This is a genomic window from Rhizobium sp. Rhizsp82 (genome assembly GCF_047325115.1).
Classification (GTDB): domain Bacteria; phylum Pseudomonadota; class Alphaproteobacteria; order Rhizobiales; family Rhizobiaceae; genus Rhizobium.
The window spans coordinates 479,820-501,034 of the sequence record NZ_CP168570.1 but is presented as its reverse complement, the minus strand read 5'-3'; the positions used below and the strand labels follow the sequence as shown (position 1 = coordinate 501,034).

The window sequence follows — 21,215 nt, the reverse complement described above, 5'->3', positions numbered from 1 at the left end:
TTCTTTTTAGGAAGAAGCGTGATTGCGTGCAAGAAGCGGCATTTGGATCATGTTTCCCTTGCCCGCGACTTGACGCTGTACCTGCATTTGTCGATACCGTTTGCAAACAAAGTGTGAATGGACCAATGAGTGATCCCGTTCTGACAGTTGCAGACAGTCTGAAAGACAGAGCTCGCGCCGCGCTCGGGTCCCGCAATCTTATCCTTGTCGGCCTCATGGGAGCCGGGAAATCCTCCGTCGGCCGCCTCGTCGCGAGCCAGCTCGGCATTCCCTTCGTCGATAGCGATGTCGAGATCGAGCGCGTGTCGCGCATGACGATTACCGAGCTGTTTGCCGCCTATGGGGAAGAAGAGTTCCGGGCGCTGGAAACGCGGGTGATGAAGCGGCTTTTAAAGAACGGCCCGCGCGTGGTTTCCACCGGCGGCGGTGCGTTCATCAACGATCGCACCCGTAAGCATATCAAGAAGGGCGGCCTGTCGCTCTGGCTGAAAGCCGATCTCGACGTGCTCTGGGAGCGCGTCAACAAGCGCGATACGCGGCCGTTGCTGAAGACCGAGAACCCGAAGCAGACGCTCGAAAACCTGATGAATGCGCGATACCCGGTCTATGCGCAGGCTGACGTCACCGTTCTGTCGCGCGATGTGCGCAAGGAACTGATGGCCGACGAAGTCTTGAAGGCCGTGATCGAATACCAAACCGAAAGTGCAGTGCCATGAATGCGATCGCTTCCGTTGCAACCGAAAAGAAGGTGCATGTGCCGCTCGGCGAGCGCGCCTACGACATCCTGATCGGTCCAGGGCTGATTGCGCGCGCCGGTGCGGAGATCGCCTCGCGCCTGAAGGGCCGCAAGGCTGCCGTGATTACCGATGCGAACGTCGCGCCGCTTTATCTCGATGCGCTGGTTTCGAGCCTCGAAGCCGCTGGCATTACCGCTTCTTCGCTTGTCCTGCCGGCGGGCGAGAAGACCAAGAGCTTCGAGCATCTGATGACTGTCTGCGACAAGGTGCTGGAAGCCCGTGTCGAGCGGAACGACTATGTCGTCGCGCTCGGCGGCGGTGTGATCGGCGATCTTGCGGGCTTTGCAGCCGGGATCGTGCGCCGCGGTGTGCGCTTCGTGCAGGTGCCGACCTCGCTGCTGTCGCAGGTGGATTCTTCCGTCGGCGGTAAGACAGGCATCAATAGCCGCCATGGCAAGAACCTCATCGGCGTCTTTCATCAGCCGGATCTGGTTCTCGCCGATACCGACGTGCTGAACACGCTGACGGAGCGCGAATTCCGTGCCGGTTATGCCGAAGTCGCGAAATATGGCTTGATCGACAAGCCGGATTTCTTTTCCTGGCTGGAGAAGAACTGGCAGGCGGTCTTTGCCGGTGGCGATGCCCGGATCGAGGCGATCGCCACGAGCTGCCAGGCGAAATCCGATGTCGTCGTCGCCGATGAGCGGGAGAACGGTCCTCGTGCGCTTCTTAACCTTGGCCACACGTTCGGCCACGCTCTGGAAGCCGTCACGGCCTATGACAGCGCCCGGCTCGTGCATGGCGAAGGCGTTTCGATCGGCATGGTGCTGGCGCATGAGTTTTCGGCGCGCATGAACCTTGCGAGCCCTGACGATGGCAAGCGCGTCGAGAAGCATCTGAAAGAAGTTGGCCTGCCGACGCGCATGTCCGATATTCCGGGCGAGCTGCCGCCGGCAGAGCGGCTGATGGAGGCGATGGCGCAGGACAAGAAGGTCAAGAACGGCAAGTTCACCTTCATCCTGACGCGCGGCATCGGACAATCCTTTATCGCCGACGACGTACCGCAATCCGAAGTGTTGAGTTTCCTGAAGGAAAAGCACCCTCAATGAGCATCGAAGGCACGCTGGCATTTCTTTCCGTCTACTGGCCAGAAATAGTCTCCATCGTGGCCCTCGTCCTCATGTCTGCCTTCTTCTCCGGCTCGGAAACGGCGCTGACGGCCGTTTCGCGCAGCCGCATCCATACGCTTGAGGCCAATGGAGAGGAGCGCGCCGGCGTCGTGCGCGAGCTCATCGAACGGCGTGACCGGCTGATCGGCGCCATGCTGATCGGCAATAATCTCGCAAACATTCTCTCCTCGTCGCTGGCAACCAGCCTGTTCCTCGGGCTTTTCGGCAATTCGGGCGTGGCGTTGGCGACACTGGCGATGACCGTCATTCTCGTCATCTTTGCCGAAGTGCTCCCGAAGAGCTGGGCGATCTCGACGCCTGACCGCTTTGCGCTGGGCGTCTCGCGTCCGGTCAAGATGTTCGTCGCCGTCGTCGGCCCGGTCTCGTCCTTCATCAATGGAATCGTTCGCAGGATCCTCGGCATTTTCGGGATCATGCTTTCACGCGAAACGTCGATGCTGACGGCGCATGAGGAACTGCGTGGCGCGGTCGATCTGCTGCATCGCGAGGGATCGGTGGTCAAGGCCGACCGCGACCGTCTCGGGGGGGTGCTCGATCTCAGCCAGCTCGAGCTTTCCGACATCATGGTCCACCGCATGGCGATGCGGGCGATCAATGCCGACGATGCGCCGGAGGCGATCGTTCGCATCATTCTTGAAAGTCCCTATACACGCATGCCGCTGTGGCGTGGCACGATCGATAACATCATCGGCGTCGTCCATGCCAAGGACCTGTTGCGAGCGCTGGCGGAGCCGAATGTCGAGCCCGAAAATCTCGACATCGTGAAGATTGCCCAGAAGCCGTGGTTCGTGCCTGACAGCACCAATCTCGAAGACCAGCTCAACGCCTTCCTGCGCCGCAAGCAGCATTTCGCCGTCGTCGTCGACGAGTATGGCGAGGTGCAGGGCATCGTGACGCTCGAGGATATTCTCGAAGAGATCGTCGGCGATATTTCCGACGAGCATGATATCGACATGCAGGGCGTGCGGCAGGAGGCGGATGGGTCGATCGTCGTCGATGGCGGCGTGCCGATCCGCGATCTCAACCGCGCCCTCGATTGGCAGCTGCCAGACGAGGAGGCGACGACGATCGCCGGTCTGGTCATCCACGAGTCGATGACTATTCCCGAAGAGCGCCAGGCTTTCACCTTCTATGGCAAGCGGTTCATCGTCATGAAGCGCGAGAAGAACCGCATCACCAAGCTGCGCATCCGCCCGGCGGAAGAAGAAGCGACCAAGGCGCTCTGAGCGGTTTTCGGTTGGATTGCCGGGCGGGAATGCCTATATGGAGGCTGTCTCCGCTACCAGCGGGTGGCTTCACCGGGTGCTGCCGGTTCGACGGCAAGGGCGTGCAGTCCGGCGTCGAGCTCCGGCTTCAACAGCTCGGTGATGGCACGGTGGCGGGCGAGCCTCGTCATTCCTGAAAATTTTTCAGAGACGATGCGAACGCGCATATGCGTTTCGCCTGTTCCTGTTATGTCAGGCTGGTGCCCGGCGTGGAGATGGCTTTCGTTGATGACGCTCAAACGTTCGGGCGCGAAAGCCTCGGTGAGTTTTTCTTCAATGCGGGCCTGCAGGGTCACGTTTTCGTCTCGTTGCTTGTGAAAAAAGGGTTCCCAAGAAGCCAGCAACATTCCCGTTTGTCAATTCTTGTTGTCGCTTCGCGGCAGCCCCATAATTAGCGCCGTCATGAGACTTGATTCCAAATATTTCGATCGCATCCGGACCCGCCGCAAACGCGAGCAGGAGCCCGAAAAGGCTCCACCGGTCTGTCAGTGGGATGGTTGCGATCAAAAAGGCGTGCATCGCGCTCCCGTCGGGCGCAATGCCGAGGGGCAGTTCTTTCTGTTCTGTTTCGAGCACGTCAAGGAATACAACAAGGGCTACAACTATTTCTCCGGCCTGTCGGACGGCGAGATCGCGCGCTATCAGAAAGAGGCGATCACCGGCCACCGGCCGACCTGGACGGTCGGCGTCAACAAGGATGCCAAGAACAGCCCGCTGCATTCGGACGTCCGTTCCGGCTCCTACAATCGCGTCCGCGACCCGTTCGGCTTCGTCAGCGGCACCAAGGGCGCCGGTCCGCGTTTTCCCGAGCAGCAGCGCAAGCTGAAGAGCCTGGAAGCGAAGGCTTTCGACACGATGGGGCTGGAGGCGAATGCGACATCGGCCGAGATCAAGACGCGCTACAAGGAACTCGTCAAGAAGCATCACCCGGATGCCAATGGCGGCGACCGTGGCTCCGAAGAGCGTTTCCGTGCCGTCATCCAGGCCTATCAATTGTTGAAGCAGAACGGTTTTTGTTAATTCCCGTCCTTGCTCTCCGTCTTCAATCGGGTATGGTCCAAATCGGCTAGGGCCGCAGGCCAACGCGGCATGCATTATTGCGTTTTGCTTCTGGCGCCTTTGCCTTCCTTCCGGACGCGGCGTTTCTTGTCCGGGACTTTGTTCTAAAATGCTCGGGCGTCATCATCCCGCCGAGGTTTCATTTCAGTCCCGGAGAAGCATCGCCGACGTTCTCACCACGGACGGCGCGGAATAGAACTGCGGCGTCGTGGTCGCGAAATGGCCTGAGAGATATGGCCGGGTGTTTTGCCCGCCTTGGAGACGTGATGAGCAAGATTGACTTAGATATTCCCGCTCTGCCGGATACCACCGTTTCGGTCCGGGAGGTTTTCGGCATCGATTCCGATATTCGCGTTCCCGCCTACAGCAAGGGCGACGCCTATGTTCCGGATCTCGATCCCGACTATCTCTTCGATCGCGAGACGACGCTCGCCATTCTTGCAGGCTTTGCGCATAACCGCCGCGTCATGATCTCCGGTTACCACGGCACGGGTAAGTCCTCGCATATCGAGCAGGTCGCTGCGCGCCTCAACTGGCCGTGCGTACGTATCAACCTCGACAGCCATGTCAGCCGTATCGATCTCATCGGCAAGGACGCGATCGTCGTCAAGGACGGCCTGCAGGTCACCGAATTCAAGGACGGTATCCTGCCGTGGGCCTACCAGCACAACGTCGCGCTGGTCTTCGACGAATACGACGCCGGCCGCCCTGACGTCATGTTCGTTATCCAGCGCGTTCTGGAATCCGCCGGCCGCCTGACGCTGCTCGACCAGAGCCGCGTTATCCGTCCGCACCCGGCTTTCCGTCTGTTCGCGACCGCCAACACCGTTGGTCTCGGCGATACGACCGGCCTCTATCACGGCACGCAGCAGATCAACCAGGCACAGATGGACCGCTGGTCGATCGTGACGACGCTGAACTATCTGCCGCACGACCACGAAGTGAACATCATCGCCGCCAAGGTGAAAACCTTCGGCAAGGACAAGGAAGGCCGCGACACCGTTTCGAAGATGGTGCGCGTTGCCGACCTGACGCGCGCTTCCTTCATGAACGGCGACCTGTCGACCGTCATGAGCCCGCGTACCGTCATCACCTGGGCCGAGAATGCGGAGATCTTCGGCGATCTCGCCTTCGCGTTCCGCGTCACCTTCCTCAACAAGTGCGATGAGCTCGAGCGTGCGCTCGTGGCCGAGCATTATCAGCGTGCCTTTGGCGTCGAGCTGAAGGAAAGCGCTGCCAATATCGTGCTGGAGGCCTAAGGCCGGTCGATCATGGCATCTCGTGGTGACAATTCGAAAGCCAAGCCCAACGGCCCCGTCGATGTGGAGCCGTTGCGGCGTGCGATAACCGGCTGCGTTCGCGCAATCGCCGGTGACGACGAAGTCGAAGTGACCTTCGCCAACGAACGTCCGGGAATGACGGCCGAGCGTATCCGGCTGCCCGAGCTTTCCAAGCGCCCGACGGCGCATGAGCTGGCGGTGACCCGCGGTCTCGGCGATTCCATGGCGCTCCGGCTTGCCTGCCACGACGAAAAGGTTCACACGACGATGGCGCCGCAGGGCTCGGATGCCCGCGCGGTCTTCGATGCCGTCGAGCAGGCGCGCGTCGAGTCGATCGGTGCGCTGCGCATGGAGGGCATGGCTGCAAACCTGCGCTCCATGACCGAGGAAAAATACGCCAAGGCCAATTTCTCCGGCATCGAACGCCAGGAAGATGCGCCGATCGGCGAAGCCGTCGCCATGATGGTCCGCGAGAAGCTGACCGGTCAGAAGCCGCCAGCGTCCGCAGGCAAGGTGCTCAATCTCTGGCGGCCCTTCATCGAAGACAAGGCCGGTGCCGAGCTCGATAACCTCTCGAACGTTATCAACGACCAGCAGGCCTTTTCGAAGGTGATCCGCAACATGCTGTCGGCCATGGAAATGGCCGAGGAGTATGGCGACGACGACAGTGAGCCGGAGACCGACGAGGATTCGGATCAGGACGATCAGCCGAGCGGCGACGAGCAGGATCAGGACGAAGTCGACGAAGATGCCGGCTCGGATGCAGCGCCTGTCGAAGACAGCGAAGTTGCCGACGAGCAGATGGAGGACGGCGAGACCGAAGGCGCCGAGATCTCCGACGACGACATGATGGAAGAGGGCGAGGACGATTCCGAGACGCCGGGTGAAACCCGCCGTCCGAACACGCCTTTCGCCGATTTCAACGAGAAGGTCGACTACCACGTCTTTACCGAGGAATTCGACGAGATCATCACGGCCGAAGAGCTGTGCGACGCTGCCGAGCTGGAGCGCCTGCGCGCCTTCCTCGACAAGCAGCTGGCGCATCTGCAGGGTGCCGTCGGGCGTCTCGCGAACCGCCTGCAGCGCCGCCTGATGGCGCAGCAGAACCGCTCCTGGGATTTCGACCTCGAAGAGGGTTACCTCGATCCGGCGCGCCTGACGCGTATGATCATCGACCCGATGCAGGCTCTATCCTTCAAGATGGAGCGCGATACGCAGTTCCGCGATACTGTCGTGACGCTGCTGATCGACAATTCCGGCTCCATGCGTGGCCGTCCGATCACGGTTGCCGCGACCTGCGCCGATATTCTGGCCCGCACGCTGGAGCGTTGCGGCGTCAAGGTCGAGATCCTCGGCTTCACGACCAAGGCCTGGAAGGGCGGACAGGCGCGCGAGAGCTGGCTTGCCGGCGGCAAGCCGCAGACGCCGGGCCGTCTCAACGACCTGCGTCATATCATCTACAAGTCCGCCGATGCTCCGTGGCGCCGCGCCCGCAGCAATCTCGGCCTGATGATGCGCGAAGGTCTGCTGAAGGAAAATATCGACGGCGAGGCGCTGATCTGGGCGCATAACCGCCTTCTCGCCCGCCGTGAGCAGCGCCGTATCCTGATGATGATTTCGGATGGTGCGCCGGTCGATGACTCGACGCTGTCGGTCAATCCGGGCAACTACCTGGAGCGGCACCTGCGCGCCGTCATCGAGCAGATCGAGACGCGCTCGCCGGTCGAGCTGCTGGCCATCGGTATCGGCCATGACGTGACGCGCTATTATCGCCGTGCCGTCACCATCGTCGATGCGGACGAGCTTGCAGGCGCGATGACCGAGCAGCTGGCTTCGCTCTTCGAGGATCACGCCGCCGCCCCGCGTGGCGGGCGCCTCCGCCGCGCCAGCTGACCCGTATGATCGCTCTTTCCCGCGTGGCCATGCTTGCCGCCTGCCTCGCGGGATTGCCGTCTGCGGTCTTCGCAGAAAGCGCTCCGATCGAGAGCCGCGTCATCACCACCTTCAAGATCGGCTCTGACGAAACAAGGTTCGGCCCGCTGGAATTTATCGGCGGTCTGGAGATGGTTTCGAGCAACCGGATCTTCGGCTCGTGGTCGTCGATCAAGGTCGATCCGGACCGCAAGCATGTGGCGGGCGTTCTCGACACGGGCCACTGGCTGACGGGTTCGCTGATGCGCGATGCGCAGGGCCGCCTCTCCGGTCTTGCCGATGTCGATATCACGCCGATGCAGGATCGCACCGGCCGCAGTTTCGAAGGCAAGGGCCGTATGGATGCCGAGGGGCTGGCGCTCGACAGGGACCGGGCGCTGGTCTCCTTCGAGGGCAATCACCGCGTCGATATCTATCCGCGCCAAGGCTTCGCGACATCAGCTGCCGTTGGCACGCTGCCGATCCTCATTCCGCGGGATGAGCTCAGGGGCAACCGCGGCCTCGAGACGGTGGCAATCGCGCCCGCAGACAGCGCCCTGAAGGGCGCTGCAGTCATCGTTTCGGAAGAGAGCCTTGATGATGACGGAAACGTCTATGCGGCGATCCTGGAGGGGCCGCTGAAGGGCCGGTTTACCGTCAGCCGCACAGATGATTTCGACCCGACCGACGGGGCGTTCCTGCCGGATGGCGACTTGCTGCTTCTGGAGCGGCGCTTCAACATGGCAAACGGTATCGGCATGCGCATCCGGCGGATCGCTGCTGCCGAAATCCGGCCCGGTGCGGTTGCAACGGGCAAGGTACTGATGACGGCCGATTTCGGCTATCAGATCGACAATATGGAAGGGCTCGATGCCTTCCAGGCCGAGGATGGCTCGACCCACATCATCCTTGTCTCGGACGACAACCATTCGATCCTGCAGCGCAACATGATGCTGGAATTCCGGCTCCTCGACTGAGCGCGCCGCCGAACAACTGTCACAACTCTCCGCTATCTGCTCCCTCCCTTCACCCGTTTCGAGAGAGCCATGCTGAACATCCATGTCATGGGAGCCTCAGGCTCCGGCACCACCACGCTCGGTCAGGCGCTCGCCGAAAAGCTCGGGATCCGTCATCTCGATACCGATCACTTCTTCTGGATGCCGACCGATCCGCCGTTCACGACGCAGCGGCCGGTCGAGGCACGCGTAGAAATGCTGCGCGAGGCGATCGGGGCTGCCGATGGCTGGGTGCTCTCGGGCTCGGCGCTGAAATGGGCGGCCGAGTTCGAGCCGCTCTACGATCTCATCGTCTTCCTCAAGATCGATCCTGTAATGCGCATGGCGCGTATCCGGCGGCGTGAGGAAACGCGCTATGGCGACCGGATCAAGCCGGGCGGCGATATGGCGGAGAAGAGCCGGGAGTTTCTGGAATGGGCCGAGAGCTACGATACGGCGGGGCCGGAGCGGCGGAGCGCTGCTTCGCATGAGGAATGGCTGAAGGAGAGGGCCACGCCGTTGCTGAGGCTCGACTCGTCTCGGCTGGTCGACGATCTCGTCGAGCAGGTTCTGGGCCATGCAGCCGTCATGGCGAAAAGGCCGCAGGCTTAGCGCCGGCGGCCCTTGCTGCAATCAGCGGGCAGGCGTTGCCTGCATCGGGCGCAGGGTGTTCATCAGCGCGCCATAGGGCAGCAGCATGATGAGGCCGACCAGCATCTTCACGGTGAAGTCGCCGAGCGCCCAGGAAATCCAGCGCGGGGCTTCGATCGAGAGCACGCCAAGGATCGGTGCCGTTTCGAGCGCGAAGGGTTCGTTCGGGCCGAAGAAGACAAAGAAGGCGGCGAAGGCGAACGAGAAGAAGATGATCGTATCGAGCGCCGAACCGATCAGCGAACCGACCAGCGGCGCGCGCCACCAGGCCTGACGGCGAAGGCGGTTGAAGACCGAGATGTCGAGCAGCTGGCCTGCGAGATAGGCGGAACCGGAAGCGATCGCGATGCGCGGGACGGCCGTGTAGAAGGACAGGCCGACGCCGACGACGAAGCCCGCAAAGACAACCTTGCGGGCGGTCTGCGGGCCGAACTGGCGGTTCGTCAGGTCGGTGATCAGGAAGGCGATCGGATAGGTGAAGGCGCCCCAGGTCAGGATGTCGGCAAGATTGATGCCGGCAACCGTGGCGTTCAGCGGAAACTGAACGAGGAAGTTGGAGGCGACGACGACGAGCGTCATCAGGGCCACATAGATAAGCAGATAGCGTGTCTTCAGCATTTTTTTATCCTGGGTGATGCCACCAGTTGGAGTGAACAAATTTTGGCCGGCACCATGCCGGCAAAGCAAAAGGCTTGTCCGGTATCAACCGTGCAAGCCTTTTGAAACTTTCGAGAAGAAAGCTGGCCGATGCTTAAGCAGCGGCAGCGGCTTCTGCAGTCTTCTTGACGATCTGGCGGCGCAGCAGACGAGCGCGCATCGACAGTTCGTTTTCGCTTGCCTTGATCAGGAACGCATCGAGACCACCGCGGTGTTCAACCGAACGCAGAGCGTGAGCCGAAACACGGAGACGGTAACGCTGGCCGAGAGCGTCGGAGATCAGCGTAACCTGGCACAGGTTCGGCAGGAAACGACGCTTGGTCTTGTTGTTGGCATGGCTGACATTGTTGCCAACGAGGACGGCCTTGCCGGTCAATTCGCACACGCGAGACATTTGACACCTATTCTTGTTTTTCTCAGCCATCAAATTGCGACGCACGGCAAAACCGGGCTTGCAATCCAAGGCCATGATTGGAAAGTTGCGGTTCTATAGTCAGAGCGGCCGCCCGCGTCAAGCCAAACCTTGGCCTTTCCCGCAATTCTGTCAAAAAGCTCGTGTTTGCTTCGCGGGGCGGGCAGAGTATAGACCGCTTAACAGGGCGGATTTCGCCCGTCAAACAAGGCTTGCTTCATGGCTCTTTCGGGCAGACGAATTTTGATCGCGGCAATCGCGGCGCTGATGGCCGTTCCGGCAGGTGCGGAAGAAATCCGCCATCGCACGGAATATCGCGTCGCCCTCGGCATCCTGCCGATCGCGCGTGCGGCCTTCGTCACCAAGATCGAGGATGACAAGAGCTACAAGGTTTCCGGCGATATCAGTTCGGCGGGCCTCGCCGATCTGGTGACGACGATCTCGGCCAAGACCAGTGTCGACGGCGTCATCCGCGACGACCGGCTGCAGGCGCAGCGCTATTATCTCTATTACAAGAGCGGCAAGCGGGCGCGCACCTATGAGGTTCGCTATGCCAACGGCAATATCGTCTCGACGACGGTGAAGCCGGAGCGGAAGCTGCCGAACAACTGGGTCAATCTCAAGCCGGGCGACATGCGCGCCGTGCTTGACCCGATCTCCGGGCTGATCTTCCCCGGCGATACGAAGCTCTGCTCGCAACGGCTGCCGATCTATGACGGCGAGATGCGCATGGATCTGGTGCTGTCGCCGAAGGGATCGAAAGATTTCGAAACGGATGGCTTTGCCGGCCAGGCAACGGTCTGCAGCGTGCGCTTCGTGCCGAAGGCTGGATACAAGAAGGGCCGCAAGGATATCGATTACCTGAGCAAGAGCGGCCAGATGGAAATCTGGTTTGCCAAGGCCGATGCCGCGAATGTATATGCTCCTGTCTACGTCAGTATTCCGACGCAGTATGGAACAGTGACGATCAAGGCGGTGAAATACAGCGCAAGCTGACGGAGCCTGTCTCCGGTTTCGGGGGACATGATGAAGCTTCGGGCGACTTTGATCGGGTTCACGGCCATTCTGATGTGGTCGTTTCTGGCGCTCTTTACTGCCGCCTCCGGCAAGATGCCGCCGTTTCAGCTTTCGGCGATCTGCTTTGCCATCGGCAGTATTCCCGGCATTGCCGTGCTCGTTCTCAATCCCTCGCGGCTCGCATTGCTGAAGCAGCCGGCGAAGGTGTGGATCATCGGGATCGCCGGTCTTTTTGGCTACCACTTTCTCTATTTCACGGCGCTCAGGAATGCGCCGGCTGTCGAGGCCGGGCTGATCGCCTATCTCTGGCCGCTGCTGATCGTCGTCGGTTCGGCGCTGCTACCGGGCGAGAGGCTGCGCTGGTATCACGTTGCCGGCGCGCTCGCCGGGCTCTGCGGCACTTTCCTGATCGTCGGCCGCAACGGCATCAATTTCGACGGCGCCTATGCCGTCGGCTATGGTGCGGCTTTCCTCTGCGCTTTCACCTGGTCCGGCTATTCGCTGCTGACGCGCCGTTTCGATGCTGTATCGACGGATGTGGTGACCGGCTTCTGCCTTGCGACCTCCGTGCTCTCGCTGATCTGCCATATCGGCCTGGAGACGACGGTCTGGCCGGAAACGTCCTTTGAATGGCTGGCTGTGGTCGGCCTCGGGCTCTTCCCGGTCGGGGCAGCCTTCTATGCCTGGGATTACGGCGTGAAGAACGGCGACATCCAGATCCTCGGTGCCGCCAGCTATGCGGCGCCGCTGCTTTCGACGCTGATTCTGACGCTGTTCGGCTTTGCCGAGCCGAGCCTGCGGATTGCCTTCGCCTGCCTGCTGGTGACCGGCGGTGCGGTGCTGGCGGCGCAGGAAATGTTCCGGCGGAAGTCGGCCGCAGCGGAAGCTGCCGCGGCCGAGTAATCAGGCTTCCGGCTTCCAGTCCGGCGGCGCCATTTCGAATTTCGAGAATTCGAAACCGGGGGCCACGGTGCATCCGACCAGCGTGAATTCGCCGAGCGTTTCGGCTGATTGCCACCAGTTCGCCGGGATGATCGCCTGCGGGCGTTCACCCTTGGCGAAATCGGTGCCGAGTTTCAGCGTCTCGCTGCTGCTGCCATCTTCCGAGCGGTGCAGGGCGAGCGGCGCTCCGGCATAATAGTGCCAGACCTCGGCGGCATCGTGGACGCGATGCCAATGCGACCGCTGCCCGGCTTTCAGGAGATAGTAGATCGCCGTCGAATGGCCGCGCTCGCCGCCATTGGTGTCGCGGAAGGTCTGGACGTACCAGCCGCCTTCCGGGTGCGGCTGCATCGAAAGCGTCTCGATGATCTCGTCTGGAGACATCAGAAATTGTCCTTGCGTTTGCGGATTTCCGCAAAGACCTCTTCGTTCGTCTTGGTTTCCATCAGCAGGTTGCGGCGGATCGCCGGGTCGGCGGCGCGTAGGAAGGGGTTGGTTTCCTTTTCCAGCGCCAAGGTCGTCGGGATTGTGAAGCGTCCCTCGGCGCGCAGCGCCTCGATCTCGGCCGCACGGGACTTCAGCCGCTCGTTGTCAGGGTCGATCGTCAGGGCGAAGCGGGCGTTCGACAGCGTGTATTCATGGCCGAAATAGACGGCGGTCTCATCCGGCAGCACCGCGAGCTTCTGCAACGAATGCCACATGTCGGCAGCCGGGCGCTCGAACAGGCGGCCGCAGCCGAGCGCGAAGAGCGTGTCGGCGGCAAAGAGCAACTTGTCGTCCACGAAGTGGTAGCAGATGTGACCCGCGGTGTGGCCGGGTGTCTCGATGACGTTGACCGTATGGTCGCCGAAGGTGAAGCTGTCGCCGTCGGCCATCGTCTTGTCGAGGCCGGGAATGGCAACGGCTTCGTTGACCGGGCCGATGATCTCGCAGCCGAACTGTTCCTTCAGCGCCAGATTGCCTTCGACATGGTCGGTATGGTGATGGGTGGTGAAGATATGCGAGATGCGCCAGCCGCGGCGCTTGGCAGCCGCCTCGACGGCAGCCGCATCCGGCGCGTCGATCGTTGCCGTCAGGCCGGTTTCCGGATCATGCACGAGAACGCCAAAATTATCGGATCGGCAGAGAAAAACTTCTAATTCCAAAGGTTTCATAGTCTAAGCGGCCTCTTTCCCACGGACATGTCCGGAATGTAGAGGCTCCGGCCTTGAAGTCCAACCGCCCACTGATAACATTTAGTGCAATGCACGCGGATATTGTCGATCTACGCCAGTTTTATCATTCCGAGCTTGGCCGTCTGGCGGAGCAGTCGATTGCCATGGCGCTGTCGTCGCTCTGGGTCCGGTTGCCGCAGGAGCGATTGATCGGTCTCGGCTATGCCGTGCCTTTCCTCGACCGTTTCAGCGCCGATACCGAGCGCACCTTCGCCTTCATGCCGGCGGGGCAGGGCGCGGTGAATTGGCCGATGGGCTCGCTGTCGTCGACGGCCCTGATCTTCGACGAAGAACTGCCGCTGCCCGACTCGTCCATCGATCGGGTGCTTATGGTGCATTCGCTGGAATTTGCCGAAAGTCCGCGGGAGACGCTGAAGGAGCTCTGGCGCGTGCTGGCGCCGGGCGGGCGGCTCGTCATCGTCGTGCCGAACCGCCGCGGCGTCTGGGCGCGGATGGAGCACACGCCCTTCGGCTCCGGCCGGCCCTATTCGCGTGGCCAGCTGACCCATCTGCTGCGCGAGACCAATTTTACGCCGGGCGCCACGGCCGAGGCGCTGTTCTTCCCGCCGTCCAAGCTGCGCACGGTGCTCAGCCTGCGGCGCGGCTTCGAGCGGATCGGGCGCACGCTCTGGCCGGCCTTTTCCGGCGTCATCATCGTCGAGGCGCAGAAGCGTCTCTATCAGGGCCTGCCGGTGGCTGCTCGCGCTTCGCGGCGGGTTTTTGTGCCGGTTCTGGCGCCGCACGGCGTTCCGACGACCCGCAACCGCTAAGTCCTGCTCGACAAAAGCCGCTTTCCCCTTTATTGCCACATGGCAATTTTGAGCCGGATTTCCCGGCATTTTTCCAAGGTCGAAGCTATGAGCGTTGAGAAGAGCAAGCCCGTTCCGCGTCCCGGTATCCTGGATATCGCAGCCTATGTGCCGGGCAAGGAACATGCGCCGGGTGTTGCCCGCGTCTACAAGCTCTCCTCCAACGAGACGCCGCTCGGTGCCAGCCCGAAGGCGATCGAGGCATTCAAGAGCGCTGCCGGCAATCTCGAGCGCTATCCCGACGGCCAGGCTCATGAGTTGCGCGAAGCGATCGCTGCGGTTCATGGTCTGAATCCGGCTAACATCATGTGCGGCAACGGCTCGGACGAGCTGCTCGGCCTGCTTTGCCACGTCTATCTCGGCGCCGGCGACGAGGCGATCATCACCGAGCACGGCTTCCTCGTCTACAAGATCCAGATCATGGGCGCGGGTGCGACGCCCGTCACCGTCAAGGAAAAGGATCACGCGGTCGATGTCGACGCGATCCTCGCCGCCGTGACGCCGAAGACCAAGATGGTGTTCATCGCCAACCCGGGCAATCCGACCGGAACCTATGTGCCGGTCAGCGAGATCCGCCGCCTGCAGGCAGCGCTGCCGAAGGATGTCGTGCTGGTGCTCGATGCGGCCTATGCCGAGTATGTCCGCCGCAACGATTACGAATCCGGCATCGAGATCGTCTCGTCCAACGCAAACGTCGTCATGACCCGCACCTTCTCGAAGGTCTATGGTCTGGCAGCGCTCCGCGTCGGTTGGATGTATGCGCCGGCCGAGATCATCGATGCCGTCAACCGCATCCGCGGCCCGTTCAACATGAATGCGCCGGCAATCTCCGCAGGTGCTGCCGCTGTTCGCGACCAGGCGCATGTTCAGGACGCCGTCGCCTTCAACCTGATGTGGATCGAGAAGCTCAAGGGTGCCTTCGAGGCCATTGGCCTGACGGTTACGCCGTCGGTTACCAATTTTATTCTCATCCACTTCCCGGATGCCGACGGCAAGCGCGCTGCCGATGCCGACGAGTTCCTGACCAGCCGCGGCTACGTGCTGCGCGCCGTCAAGGGCTACGGCTTCCCGAACTCGCTGCGCATGAGCGTCGGTCCGGAAGAAGCAAACCGCGGCGTTATCGAGTCGCTCGGCGAGTTTATGGGGCGTAAGGTATGACGATCCAGTTCGACCGCATCGCGCTTATCGGTATCGGCCTCATCGGCTCCTCGATCGCCTATGACGTCAAGCGGCTGGGGATTGCCAAGGAAGTGGTGGTCTCGACCCGCAGCGCCGAAACGCTGAAGCGGGCACAAGAGCTCGGGCTCGGCGATCGCTACGTGCCGTCGGCGGCGGAAGCCGTGAAGGGTGCGGATTTGGTGATTGTGTCGGTACCGGTTGGTGCCTCGGGCAGCGTCGCGAAGGAAATTGCCGGCACGCTGATGCCGGGCGCGATCGTCACCGATGTTGGCTCCACCAAGGCGTCGGTTATCGCGCAGATGCAGCCGCATATGCCGGAGAACGTCCATTTCATCCCGGGCCACCCGCTCGCCGGTACCGAAAAGTCCGGTCCGGACGCAGGTTTTCCGGGGCTCTTCGAGCAGCGCTGGTGCATCTTCACGCCGGTTCCCGACACGGACCCGGCTGCGATTGCCAAGCTCAGGGCATTCTGGGAAGCGCTCGGCGCCCGCGTCGACGAGATGGATCCGGAACATCACGACAAGGTGCTGGCGATCGTCTCGCATCTGCCGCACATCATCGCCTACAACATCGTCGGCACCGCCGATGATCTGGAGACGGTGACGGAATCGGAAGTCATCAAGTATTCGGCATCCGGCTTCCGCGACTTTACGCGTCTGGCGGCATCCGACCCGACGATGTGGCGCGACGTCTGCCTGCACAACAAGGATGCGATCCTTGAGATGCTGGCGCGCTTCTCGGAAGATCTCGCCTATCTGCAGCGCGCGATCCGCTGGGGCGAGGGCGACAAGCTGTTCGAGCTCTTCACCCGCACCCGCACCATCCGCCGCTCGATCATCCAGGCCGGCCAGGATGTCGATGCGCCGGATTTTGGCCGCCCGCATGGGCAGGACCAGAAGAAGAGCTGATCCGGGGGCGTTTCTCAAGAAACGCTTTAGATCGGCGGGATCGAGCCGAGAGGAATGAAGCCGCTGATGGTCGCCTCGCCGCGATTGACGACCAGATCCACCGAAGCGCGCTCGCCGCCACCGGCCAGCGCCTTCAGGAGCTTGGCGGCGGTATCGACCGTCTTAGCGACCTGCGGGAAGGCCTGCTTGATGCTGTCGCGCCAGGGGCCGAGCTGCTCGATCTCCAGCTTGAACTTGCCTGACAGGAAGCCCTGCTCGTCGAAGGAGAAGGGGCCGGTCAACGTCATCACCTTGCCGTCACCAATGTCGACCACAACCTTGCGCAGCTCGCCGCTCGCGCCGTAGAGCCCCTGCCTGTCACTGCCGTCGATCATGCCGGCCTTGCCTGCGAGGGTGATGTCGGCGCTGGCTGAGAATTTCGGGAAGACCTGCGGCCAATCCTTGATGACGGTATTGGCGTCCTGCAGCGAGATCGCGCCGTCGAGATCGCCTTCGTTCTGGCGCAGATGGATTTCCGTGCGGCCGGCATCGACGTTGATCGTCTGCCCGTCATAGGAGGAAATCGCGGTTGCTTTCAGGCCCTCGATGACGGTCGAGGTGCGGTCGATGCCGCGCAGCTTGGTGATTAGGCTCGATTGCAGGTTCGCCCACTGGGCGTTGATCGTCAGGCCGTTGGCCGTGCGGATTTCGGCGGGCGAATCCAGTTCCCAGACGATATGGCCGGGCGCATAGACCTGTGCGGCAGAGCGCAGGGCGCCGAAGCTTGCCGATACGCCGTTCTTGTTGTCGTCGACATCCACTTTCGAGCAATAGAGGCCGATTCGGAAGGGATAGCCGCGGAAATCGATATCCGTGCACTCGCCGCTGACGCCAGCGGTATTGCGCGGCGCGATCGCCTTCAGCACCGTGTCCTTGAGCTGCGAGGCGGCATAGAACCAGCCGCCGGTATAGATCGCGATAACCAGAACGATGCCCAATCCAAGCCACCAGAATTTTCTGCTGCTACCGGATTGGCTTGACGCTGCCATGATGTTCTCCAATGGTGAATCGCGAATGGGAATCTCGGTCTGGCTTGCGATATGGACGAATTTTGGGTGTTTGGCTACGGATCCCTGATGTGGAATCCGGGCTTTGAGTTTGCCGAACGGTCGCAGGCTCTGATTTATGGCTACAGGCGTTCGCTCTGCGTCCGCTCCTGGGTTCATCGCGGTACCGAGCAGAATCCGGGACTCGTGCTCGGGCTCGATCGCGGCGGTTCATGCCGCGGCATGGCGTTTTCGGTAGCGCCTGAGAATTGGGAAGAGGTGGTCGAGTATCTCCGCGCACGCGAACTCGTCACCAATGTCTATTTGGAGCGGAAGGTGCCGCTTCTCCTGGCTGATGGACGCGCCGTGAAGGCGGTGACCTATGTCGTCGATCGCGCGCACAGGCAATATGCCGGCGCGCTCGATGCGCTTGAGGCGGCTCGCGTGGTCGATCGGGCCGAGGGCCAGTCGGGGCCGAACGACGCCTATGTCTTCAATACGCTTGCCCATCTGAAGGAGATGGGCATTCGCGATCATTGGCTGGAGCAGGTGGTCGGCGAAGTCGAGCGGTTGCGCGCGGCCTAGATTACGCTGACGCAGCCTTTGTCTGGCGCAGGACCGCCAGACGATCGATCGCCGTCTGCGGCAGCGGCAGGTCCGGATTGCGGGCGACGGTATCGAGCAGCAGCTCGTCGCTCGCCTTTTCCGTCACATCGATCAGATGCGCAAAGAATGCATCGGGATCCATGCCCGGCTGGATCGGGGCGAGGATGCGGACCTTGAAATGGCCGGGATAGCGCATGGTGCTGCGGCGCGGCCAGAACAGGCCGGGATGCATGGCTATGGGCACGACGGGGATGTTGAGGTCGCGGTACATGCGGGCGATGCCGTATTTGTAGACCGGCTCGGCGCCCGGCGGACGGCGCGTACCCTCGGGATAGATGATCAGCTGGCGGCCGGTCGAAAGCTCTTCCTTGGTGCGCTTCAGCACCTCGACCATGACCTTGCCGCGTGCGCCGCGATCGACCGGGATCATCCGCTGCTTCTTGGCATACCAGCCGAAGAGCGGGATCCACATCAGTTCGCGCTTCAGAATATAGACCGGATCTTTCAGCCAGGGCAGGATCGCGTAGGTGTCCCAGAAGGACTGATGCTTGGGCGCCAGGATGTAGCTGCCATCGGGCAGGTTCTCCAGGCCTTCGATCTCGAAGGTGGTGCCAACGATTTTTTCCATCAGCCAGTGATTGGAAAGCGCCCAGTTCTTCGGGATGCGGTAGGCGGTCTCGCGCGACACGATGAAGTAATAGGGCGAGAGCACGATCATCCGGATGATCAGGTTGGCGTAGAAGATCGTGTTGAAGAGAACGGAACGCAGGGCGAGCATAAGGATTCCCGAAAAGCCTATATCCGCGGGCAGGGCGGTTGCGATCTGCCTACACGATTATCGCTTCCATAAAAAGACGGTTTGGCTCAGCCTTCGCCGCCCATCTCCGCCGAGCGCAGGCCCGGATGGCGGCCGAAGCCGGTGATATTGCGGGCGCCGGCGAGCAGCACCTTGCCATATTCCGCCAGCATGACGCGCAGCGCATTCGGATCCATGAACCAGGCGCGGGTCTTCAGGTCGGAATTGACGACCGGGTAGGGAATGAACTGCGTGTCGCTATCGACATAGGCAAGTTCGGCGAGGCTCCGTGGCATGTGGTAATTATTGGTGACCACGAGAACGCTTTTATAGCCCTTCGCGTGGATCCAGTTCGAGGCTTCCTCGGCATTGCCGATCGTGTCGATCGCGTCATAACCGATATCGACGCAGCAATCGAAGAGATCGGCGGAACCCGTCGTCGTCTTGCGGATCTGTGCGGGTGTCGTAGAGGGATGGACGCCGGAGATCAGCAGGCGCTTGCCGGCACCCTTCTGCAGAAGCTCGACGGCCTGGTCGATACGCTGGTAGCCGCCCGTCAGGACGACGATCGCGTCGGCCTTCGGGTCTGCCGGCGGCTTCATCGTGGTGATCGAATCGGCAAAACGCAGGAAGCCGCCGAAGATCAGGGCAATGGCGAGAATGCAGGCAAATCCGCTCCAGCGCAGCATCCGGCGCAGCGGGCCGCGGCGCGGCGTCTCGACCCGGTAGCTTGCAAGCGCCGGATCGGGCCGTATCGGATTGCGTCGCGTATAGCCCATGGTCATGAGTCGTGCATATATCGAGATTGCGGCGGGGAACAGGCAAAGGCGGCGGTAAATGTGATCGCTGTCATCAGCTCGCTATCCCGTCTGTTCGTGTCGGATCGGAGCGGAGTGTATCGATCTCGTATATCGTGCGGACGACCGTAACGCGCGCCGTCAGGGTCGTCAGCAGGGCGATGATGATCATCGTCGCGAAGATGCCGGCATAGCCGAGCGCGCCAACGGAGAAGGTGCCGAACAGGGCGGTTGCCTGATCGGTCTGCGGCGTGGCGATGGTCTTGCTCTGCAGGAAGCCGGCGCTGGCGAAGAAGAGGGCGGCAAGCGCGCTACCGATCGCCGAGCCCTTGAGGCTGATCTTCAGGAAGTGCTTCTGGAATTCGGTAGCGACGAATGAGCTTTCTGCGCCAACGAAATGCAACACCTCGACGATATGGCGGTTGCCGGACAGGGCGCCGCGTGTCGCGAAGACGACGGTCAGCACCATGGCAGTGAAAACCAGGAGCAGGATGCCGGTGCCGATCATCACGGTCGTATGCGCCATCGAGACCAGCCGGTCGACCCAGGTTCTGTGGTCGTCCAGCGTCGCCTGCGGGATACTGTCCTTGAGCAGCGAGCGCATTGCATCGAAATCCGGCGGATTGTTTTCATCGATCGTGACGATAACGAGCCTGGGAACCGGGAGTTCCTTGAGATCGAGCCCGCTGCCGAGCCAGGGCTCGAGCAGGCGTGCCGTTGCCGCCTCATCGACGATCTGGCCGCTCTTGGTGCCGACGAAGGTCATGGCGATATCACGGGCCTGGTTCAGCGCCTTTTCCATGTCGAGGCCGTCGTCCGGCTTGATCTGGATGGTGATCTCGCGGGAGATCTGGCTTTCCCAGCTGGCAGCCGTCGACCGCACCATGCTGACGCCGCCGAGCGTCAGGCAGGCGAGGAAAGCCATGATGGCGATCACCACCATCAGCGCGTTGCCCTGAATATTCGAGGGCGGCAGGATCGGGGCCGTCGGGCGCACGCGCATTTCCGGGCGCTTCTGCTGCTGCGCTGCGGGTTCAGCCGCCGGTTTCTTGGAGGATCGCTCAGTCATAGACGTCGAGATGCCCCCCGGAAAGAATCATGCGGCGCGCCTCGACCTGGTCCATCAGGGCCAGATCGTGGGTGGCGATGACGACGGCGGTGCCGAGCCGGTTGAGCTCGAGGAAGAGATTGAGCAGGCGGCGCGCCATCGGCGGGTCGACGTTGCCGGTCGGCTCGTCGGCCAGCAGGATTTCGGGGCGATCGATCAGCGCGCGGGCAATCGCGGCGCGCTGTTTCTCGCCGCCCGAAAGCACCGGCGGCAGCACGTTGATGCGCTCGCCGAGGCCGACCCATTTCAGGAGTTCCAGCACATCGGTCTTGTAGGTGCTCTCGTCCTTGCCGCGCACGCGCAGCGGAAGCGCGACGTTTTCATAGGTTGTCAGGTGATCGAGAAGGCGGAAGTCCTGGAAGACGATGCCGACACGGCGGCGCAGCAGCGGCAGCTCGGGCCGCGGAATATCGGAGATATCGCGGCCGAACATGCGGATCAGACCGCGGGTCGGCTGCAGCGACATGAACAGAAGGCGCAGCAGCGTGGTCTTGCCGGCGCCGGAGGGACCCGTCAGAAACTGGAAGGACTTTTTCGGAATGTCAAAGGTCAGGTCCCGGAGGATCTCCGGTCCCATACCATAGCGCAAACCGACATTCTCGAAGTGGATCAACGGGCAACTCAGATTGTTCGTGGTTTCACACCATCGACTTGTTA

General features: G+C 61.8%; 24 protein-coding genes. 14 read left to right on the top strand and 10 right to left on the bottom strand.

Going from position 1 to position 21,215, the window contains the following annotated elements; all coding sequences use genetic code 11:
- Positions 1-125: 125 nt before the first annotated feature.
- From ACEN84_RS07155 to ACEN84_RS07145, 3 genes are read left to right on the top strand one after another with little or no spacing between them, the layout of a single operon-like run.
- Positions 126-716, top strand: a complete 591-nt coding sequence (locus ACEN84_RS07155; protein WP_112720182.1) for a shikimate kinase — start codon at positions 126-128, stop codon at positions 714-716.
- Positions 713-1,846: a 3-dehydroquinate synthase gene (gene aroB / locus ACEN84_RS07150; RefSeq protein WP_112720183.1), complete on the top strand. Its 1,134-nt coding sequence runs from the start codon at positions 713-715 to the stop codon at positions 1,844-1,846. Before ACEN84_RS07155 ends, aroB begins: the two co-directional genes overlap by 4 nt.
- Positions 1,843-3,153 carry an HlyC/CorC family transporter gene (locus ACEN84_RS07145; RefSeq protein ID WP_413710407.1) on the top strand — a complete coding sequence of 437 codons (1,311 nt, stop codon included), beginning with the start codon at positions 1,843-1,845 and terminating at the stop codon, positions 3,151-3,153. Before aroB ends, ACEN84_RS07145 begins: the two co-directional genes overlap by 4 nt.
- 53 nt (positions 3,154-3,206) lie before the next feature.
- On the opposite strand, the gene ACEN84_RS07140 is transcribed toward ACEN84_RS07145, so the two are convergent.
- Positions 3,207-3,539, bottom strand: a complete 333-nt coding sequence (locus ACEN84_RS07140) for a BolA family protein (protein ID WP_203427828.1) — start codon at positions 3,537-3,539, stop codon at positions 3,207-3,209.
- A gap of 55 nt (positions 3,540-3,594) precedes the next feature.
- Between ACEN84_RS07140 and ACEN84_RS07135 the strand changes: the two genes are divergently transcribed.
- The 5 genes from ACEN84_RS07135 (at position 3,595) to ACEN84_RS07115 (ending at position 9,049) form a co-directional block, all read left to right on the top strand.
- Positions 3,595-4,212, top strand: a complete 618-nt coding sequence (locus tag ACEN84_RS07135) for a J domain-containing protein (RefSeq protein WP_112720186.1) — start codon at positions 3,595-3,597, stop codon at positions 4,210-4,212.
- 305 nt (positions 4,213-4,517) lie between these two features.
- Positions 4,518-5,510, top strand: coding sequence for a cobaltochelatase subunit CobS (cobS, locus tag ACEN84_RS07130; protein ID WP_112720187.1), 993 nt, complete (start codon positions 4,518-4,520; stop codon positions 5,508-5,510).
- 12 nt (positions 5,511-5,522) lie between these two features.
- A complete protein-coding gene (gene cobT / locus ACEN84_RS07125) occupies positions 5,523-7,424 on the top strand; it encodes a cobaltochelatase subunit CobT (RefSeq protein WP_413710406.1) in 1,902 nt (633 codons plus the stop codon).
- 5 nt (positions 7,425-7,429) lie between these two features.
- Positions 7,430-8,419 (top strand): esterase-like activity of phytase family protein, encoded by a 990-nt coding sequence (locus ACEN84_RS07120; RefSeq protein WP_413710405.1) that lies wholly within the window; start codon positions 7,430-7,432, stop codon positions 8,417-8,419.
- 69 nt (positions 8,420-8,488) lie between these two features.
- On the top strand, positions 8,489-9,049 hold the full coding sequence (locus tag ACEN84_RS07115; protein WP_413710404.1) for an AAA family ATPase: 561 nt from the start codon (positions 8,489-8,491) through the stop codon (positions 9,047-9,049).
- A gap of 21 nt (positions 9,050-9,070) precedes the next feature.
- On the opposite strand, the gene ACEN84_RS07110 is transcribed toward ACEN84_RS07115, so the two are convergent.
- Complete coding sequence (locus ACEN84_RS07110) at positions 9,071-9,706, bottom strand: VUT family protein (RefSeq protein ID WP_199627828.1); 636 nt, start codon at positions 9,704-9,706, stop codon at positions 9,071-9,073.
- A gap of 133 nt (positions 9,707-9,839) precedes the next feature.
- Positions 9,840-10,139 carry a 50S ribosomal protein L28 gene (gene rpmB / locus ACEN84_RS07105; protein WP_112386143.1) on the bottom strand — a complete coding sequence of 100 codons (300 nt, stop codon included), beginning with the start codon at positions 10,137-10,139 and terminating at the stop codon, positions 9,840-9,842.
- 237 nt (positions 10,140-10,376) lie between these two features.
- On the opposite strand from rpmB, the gene ACEN84_RS07100 reads away from it, so the two are divergent.
- Together ACEN84_RS07100 and ACEN84_RS07095 are read left to right on the top strand one after the other, a co-directional pair.
- Positions 10,377-11,153 (top strand): DUF3108 domain-containing protein, encoded by a 777-nt coding sequence (locus tag ACEN84_RS07100; RefSeq protein ID WP_112720193.1) that lies wholly within the window; start codon positions 10,377-10,379, stop codon positions 11,151-11,153.
- A 30-nt stretch (positions 11,154-11,183) separates the two neighbouring features.
- Positions 11,184-12,077 (top strand): DMT family transporter, encoded by an 894-nt coding sequence (locus tag ACEN84_RS07095; RefSeq protein ID WP_413711273.1) that lies wholly within the window; start codon positions 11,184-11,186, stop codon positions 12,075-12,077.
- Here the strand turns inward: ACEN84_RS07095 and ACEN84_RS07090 are convergent, their stop codons facing one another.
- On the bottom strand, positions 12,078-12,500 hold the full coding sequence (locus ACEN84_RS07090; RefSeq protein ID WP_130284258.1) for a cupin domain-containing protein: 423 nt from the start codon (positions 12,498-12,500) through the stop codon (positions 12,078-12,080).
- Complete coding sequence (gene gloB / locus ACEN84_RS07085; protein WP_413710403.1) at positions 12,500-13,270, bottom strand: hydroxyacylglutathione hydrolase; 771 nt, start codon at positions 13,268-13,270, stop codon at positions 12,500-12,502. The genes ACEN84_RS07090 and gloB overlap by 1 nt, the downstream gene beginning before the upstream one ends.
- Before the next feature lie 53 nt (positions 13,271-13,323).
- Between gloB and ACEN84_RS07080 the strand changes: the two genes are divergently transcribed.
- The 3 genes from ACEN84_RS07080 (at position 13,324) to ACEN84_RS07070 (ending at position 16,226) form a co-directional block, all read left to right on the top strand.
- Positions 13,324-14,100, top strand: coding sequence for a class I SAM-dependent methyltransferase (locus ACEN84_RS07080; RefSeq protein WP_112720196.1), 777 nt, complete (start codon positions 13,324-13,326; stop codon positions 14,098-14,100).
- Between the two features lie 87 nt (positions 14,101-14,187).
- A complete protein-coding gene (hisC, locus tag ACEN84_RS07075) occupies positions 14,188-15,297 on the top strand; it encodes a histidinol-phosphate transaminase (RefSeq protein ID WP_413710402.1) in 1,110 nt (369 codons plus the stop codon).
- Positions 15,294-16,226, top strand: coding sequence for a prephenate/arogenate dehydrogenase family protein (locus tag ACEN84_RS07070; RefSeq protein ID WP_130284252.1), 933 nt, complete (start codon positions 15,294-15,296; stop codon positions 16,224-16,226). The genes hisC and ACEN84_RS07070 overlap by 4 nt, the downstream gene beginning before the upstream one ends.
- A 26-nt stretch (positions 16,227-16,252) precedes the next feature.
- Here the strand turns inward: ACEN84_RS07070 and ACEN84_RS07065 are convergent, their stop codons facing one another.
- The gene (locus ACEN84_RS07065; protein WP_413710401.1) at positions 16,253-17,254 is read right to left on the bottom strand and encodes a DUF2125 domain-containing protein; all 1,002 of its coding nucleotides are present in this window, start codon (positions 17,252-17,254) and stop codon (positions 16,253-16,255) included.
- 51 nt (positions 17,255-17,305) lie between these two features.
- Here ACEN84_RS07065 and ACEN84_RS07060 point away from each other — a divergent pair, with 51 nt between their 5' ends.
- Positions 17,306-17,836 carry a gamma-glutamylcyclotransferase gene (locus ACEN84_RS07060; protein ID WP_130284248.1) on the top strand — a complete coding sequence of 177 codons (531 nt, stop codon included), beginning with the start codon at positions 17,306-17,308 and terminating at the stop codon, positions 17,834-17,836.
- Between the two features lies 1 nt (position 17,837).
- On the opposite strand, the gene ACEN84_RS07055 is transcribed toward ACEN84_RS07060, so the two are convergent.
- The 4 genes from ACEN84_RS07055 to ftsE all read right to left on the bottom strand — a co-directional run bounded on the left by ACEN84_RS07055 (position 17,838) and on the right by ftsE (position 21,171).
- Positions 17,838-18,635 (bottom strand): lysophospholipid acyltransferase family protein, encoded by a 798-nt coding sequence (locus ACEN84_RS07055; RefSeq protein ID WP_413710400.1) that lies wholly within the window; start codon positions 18,633-18,635, stop codon positions 17,838-17,840.
- 86 nt (positions 18,636-18,721) lie between these two features.
- Entirely contained in the window at positions 18,722-19,438 is a 717-nt protein-coding gene (locus ACEN84_RS07050) for a YdcF family protein (protein WP_112720202.1), read from the bottom strand.
- Between the two features lie 67 nt (positions 19,439-19,505).
- The gene (locus ACEN84_RS07045; RefSeq protein ID WP_413711272.1) at positions 19,506-20,453 is read right to left on the bottom strand and encodes a cell division protein FtsX; all 948 of its coding nucleotides are present in this window, start codon (positions 20,451-20,453) and stop codon (positions 19,506-19,508) included.
- Between the two features lie 58 nt (positions 20,454-20,511).
- Positions 20,512-21,171 carry a cell division ATP-binding protein FtsE gene (ftsE, locus tag ACEN84_RS07040; protein ID WP_112720204.1) on the bottom strand — a complete coding sequence of 220 codons (660 nt, stop codon included), beginning with the start codon at positions 21,169-21,171 and terminating at the stop codon, positions 20,512-20,514.
- Positions 21,172-21,215 lie beyond the last annotated feature (44 nt).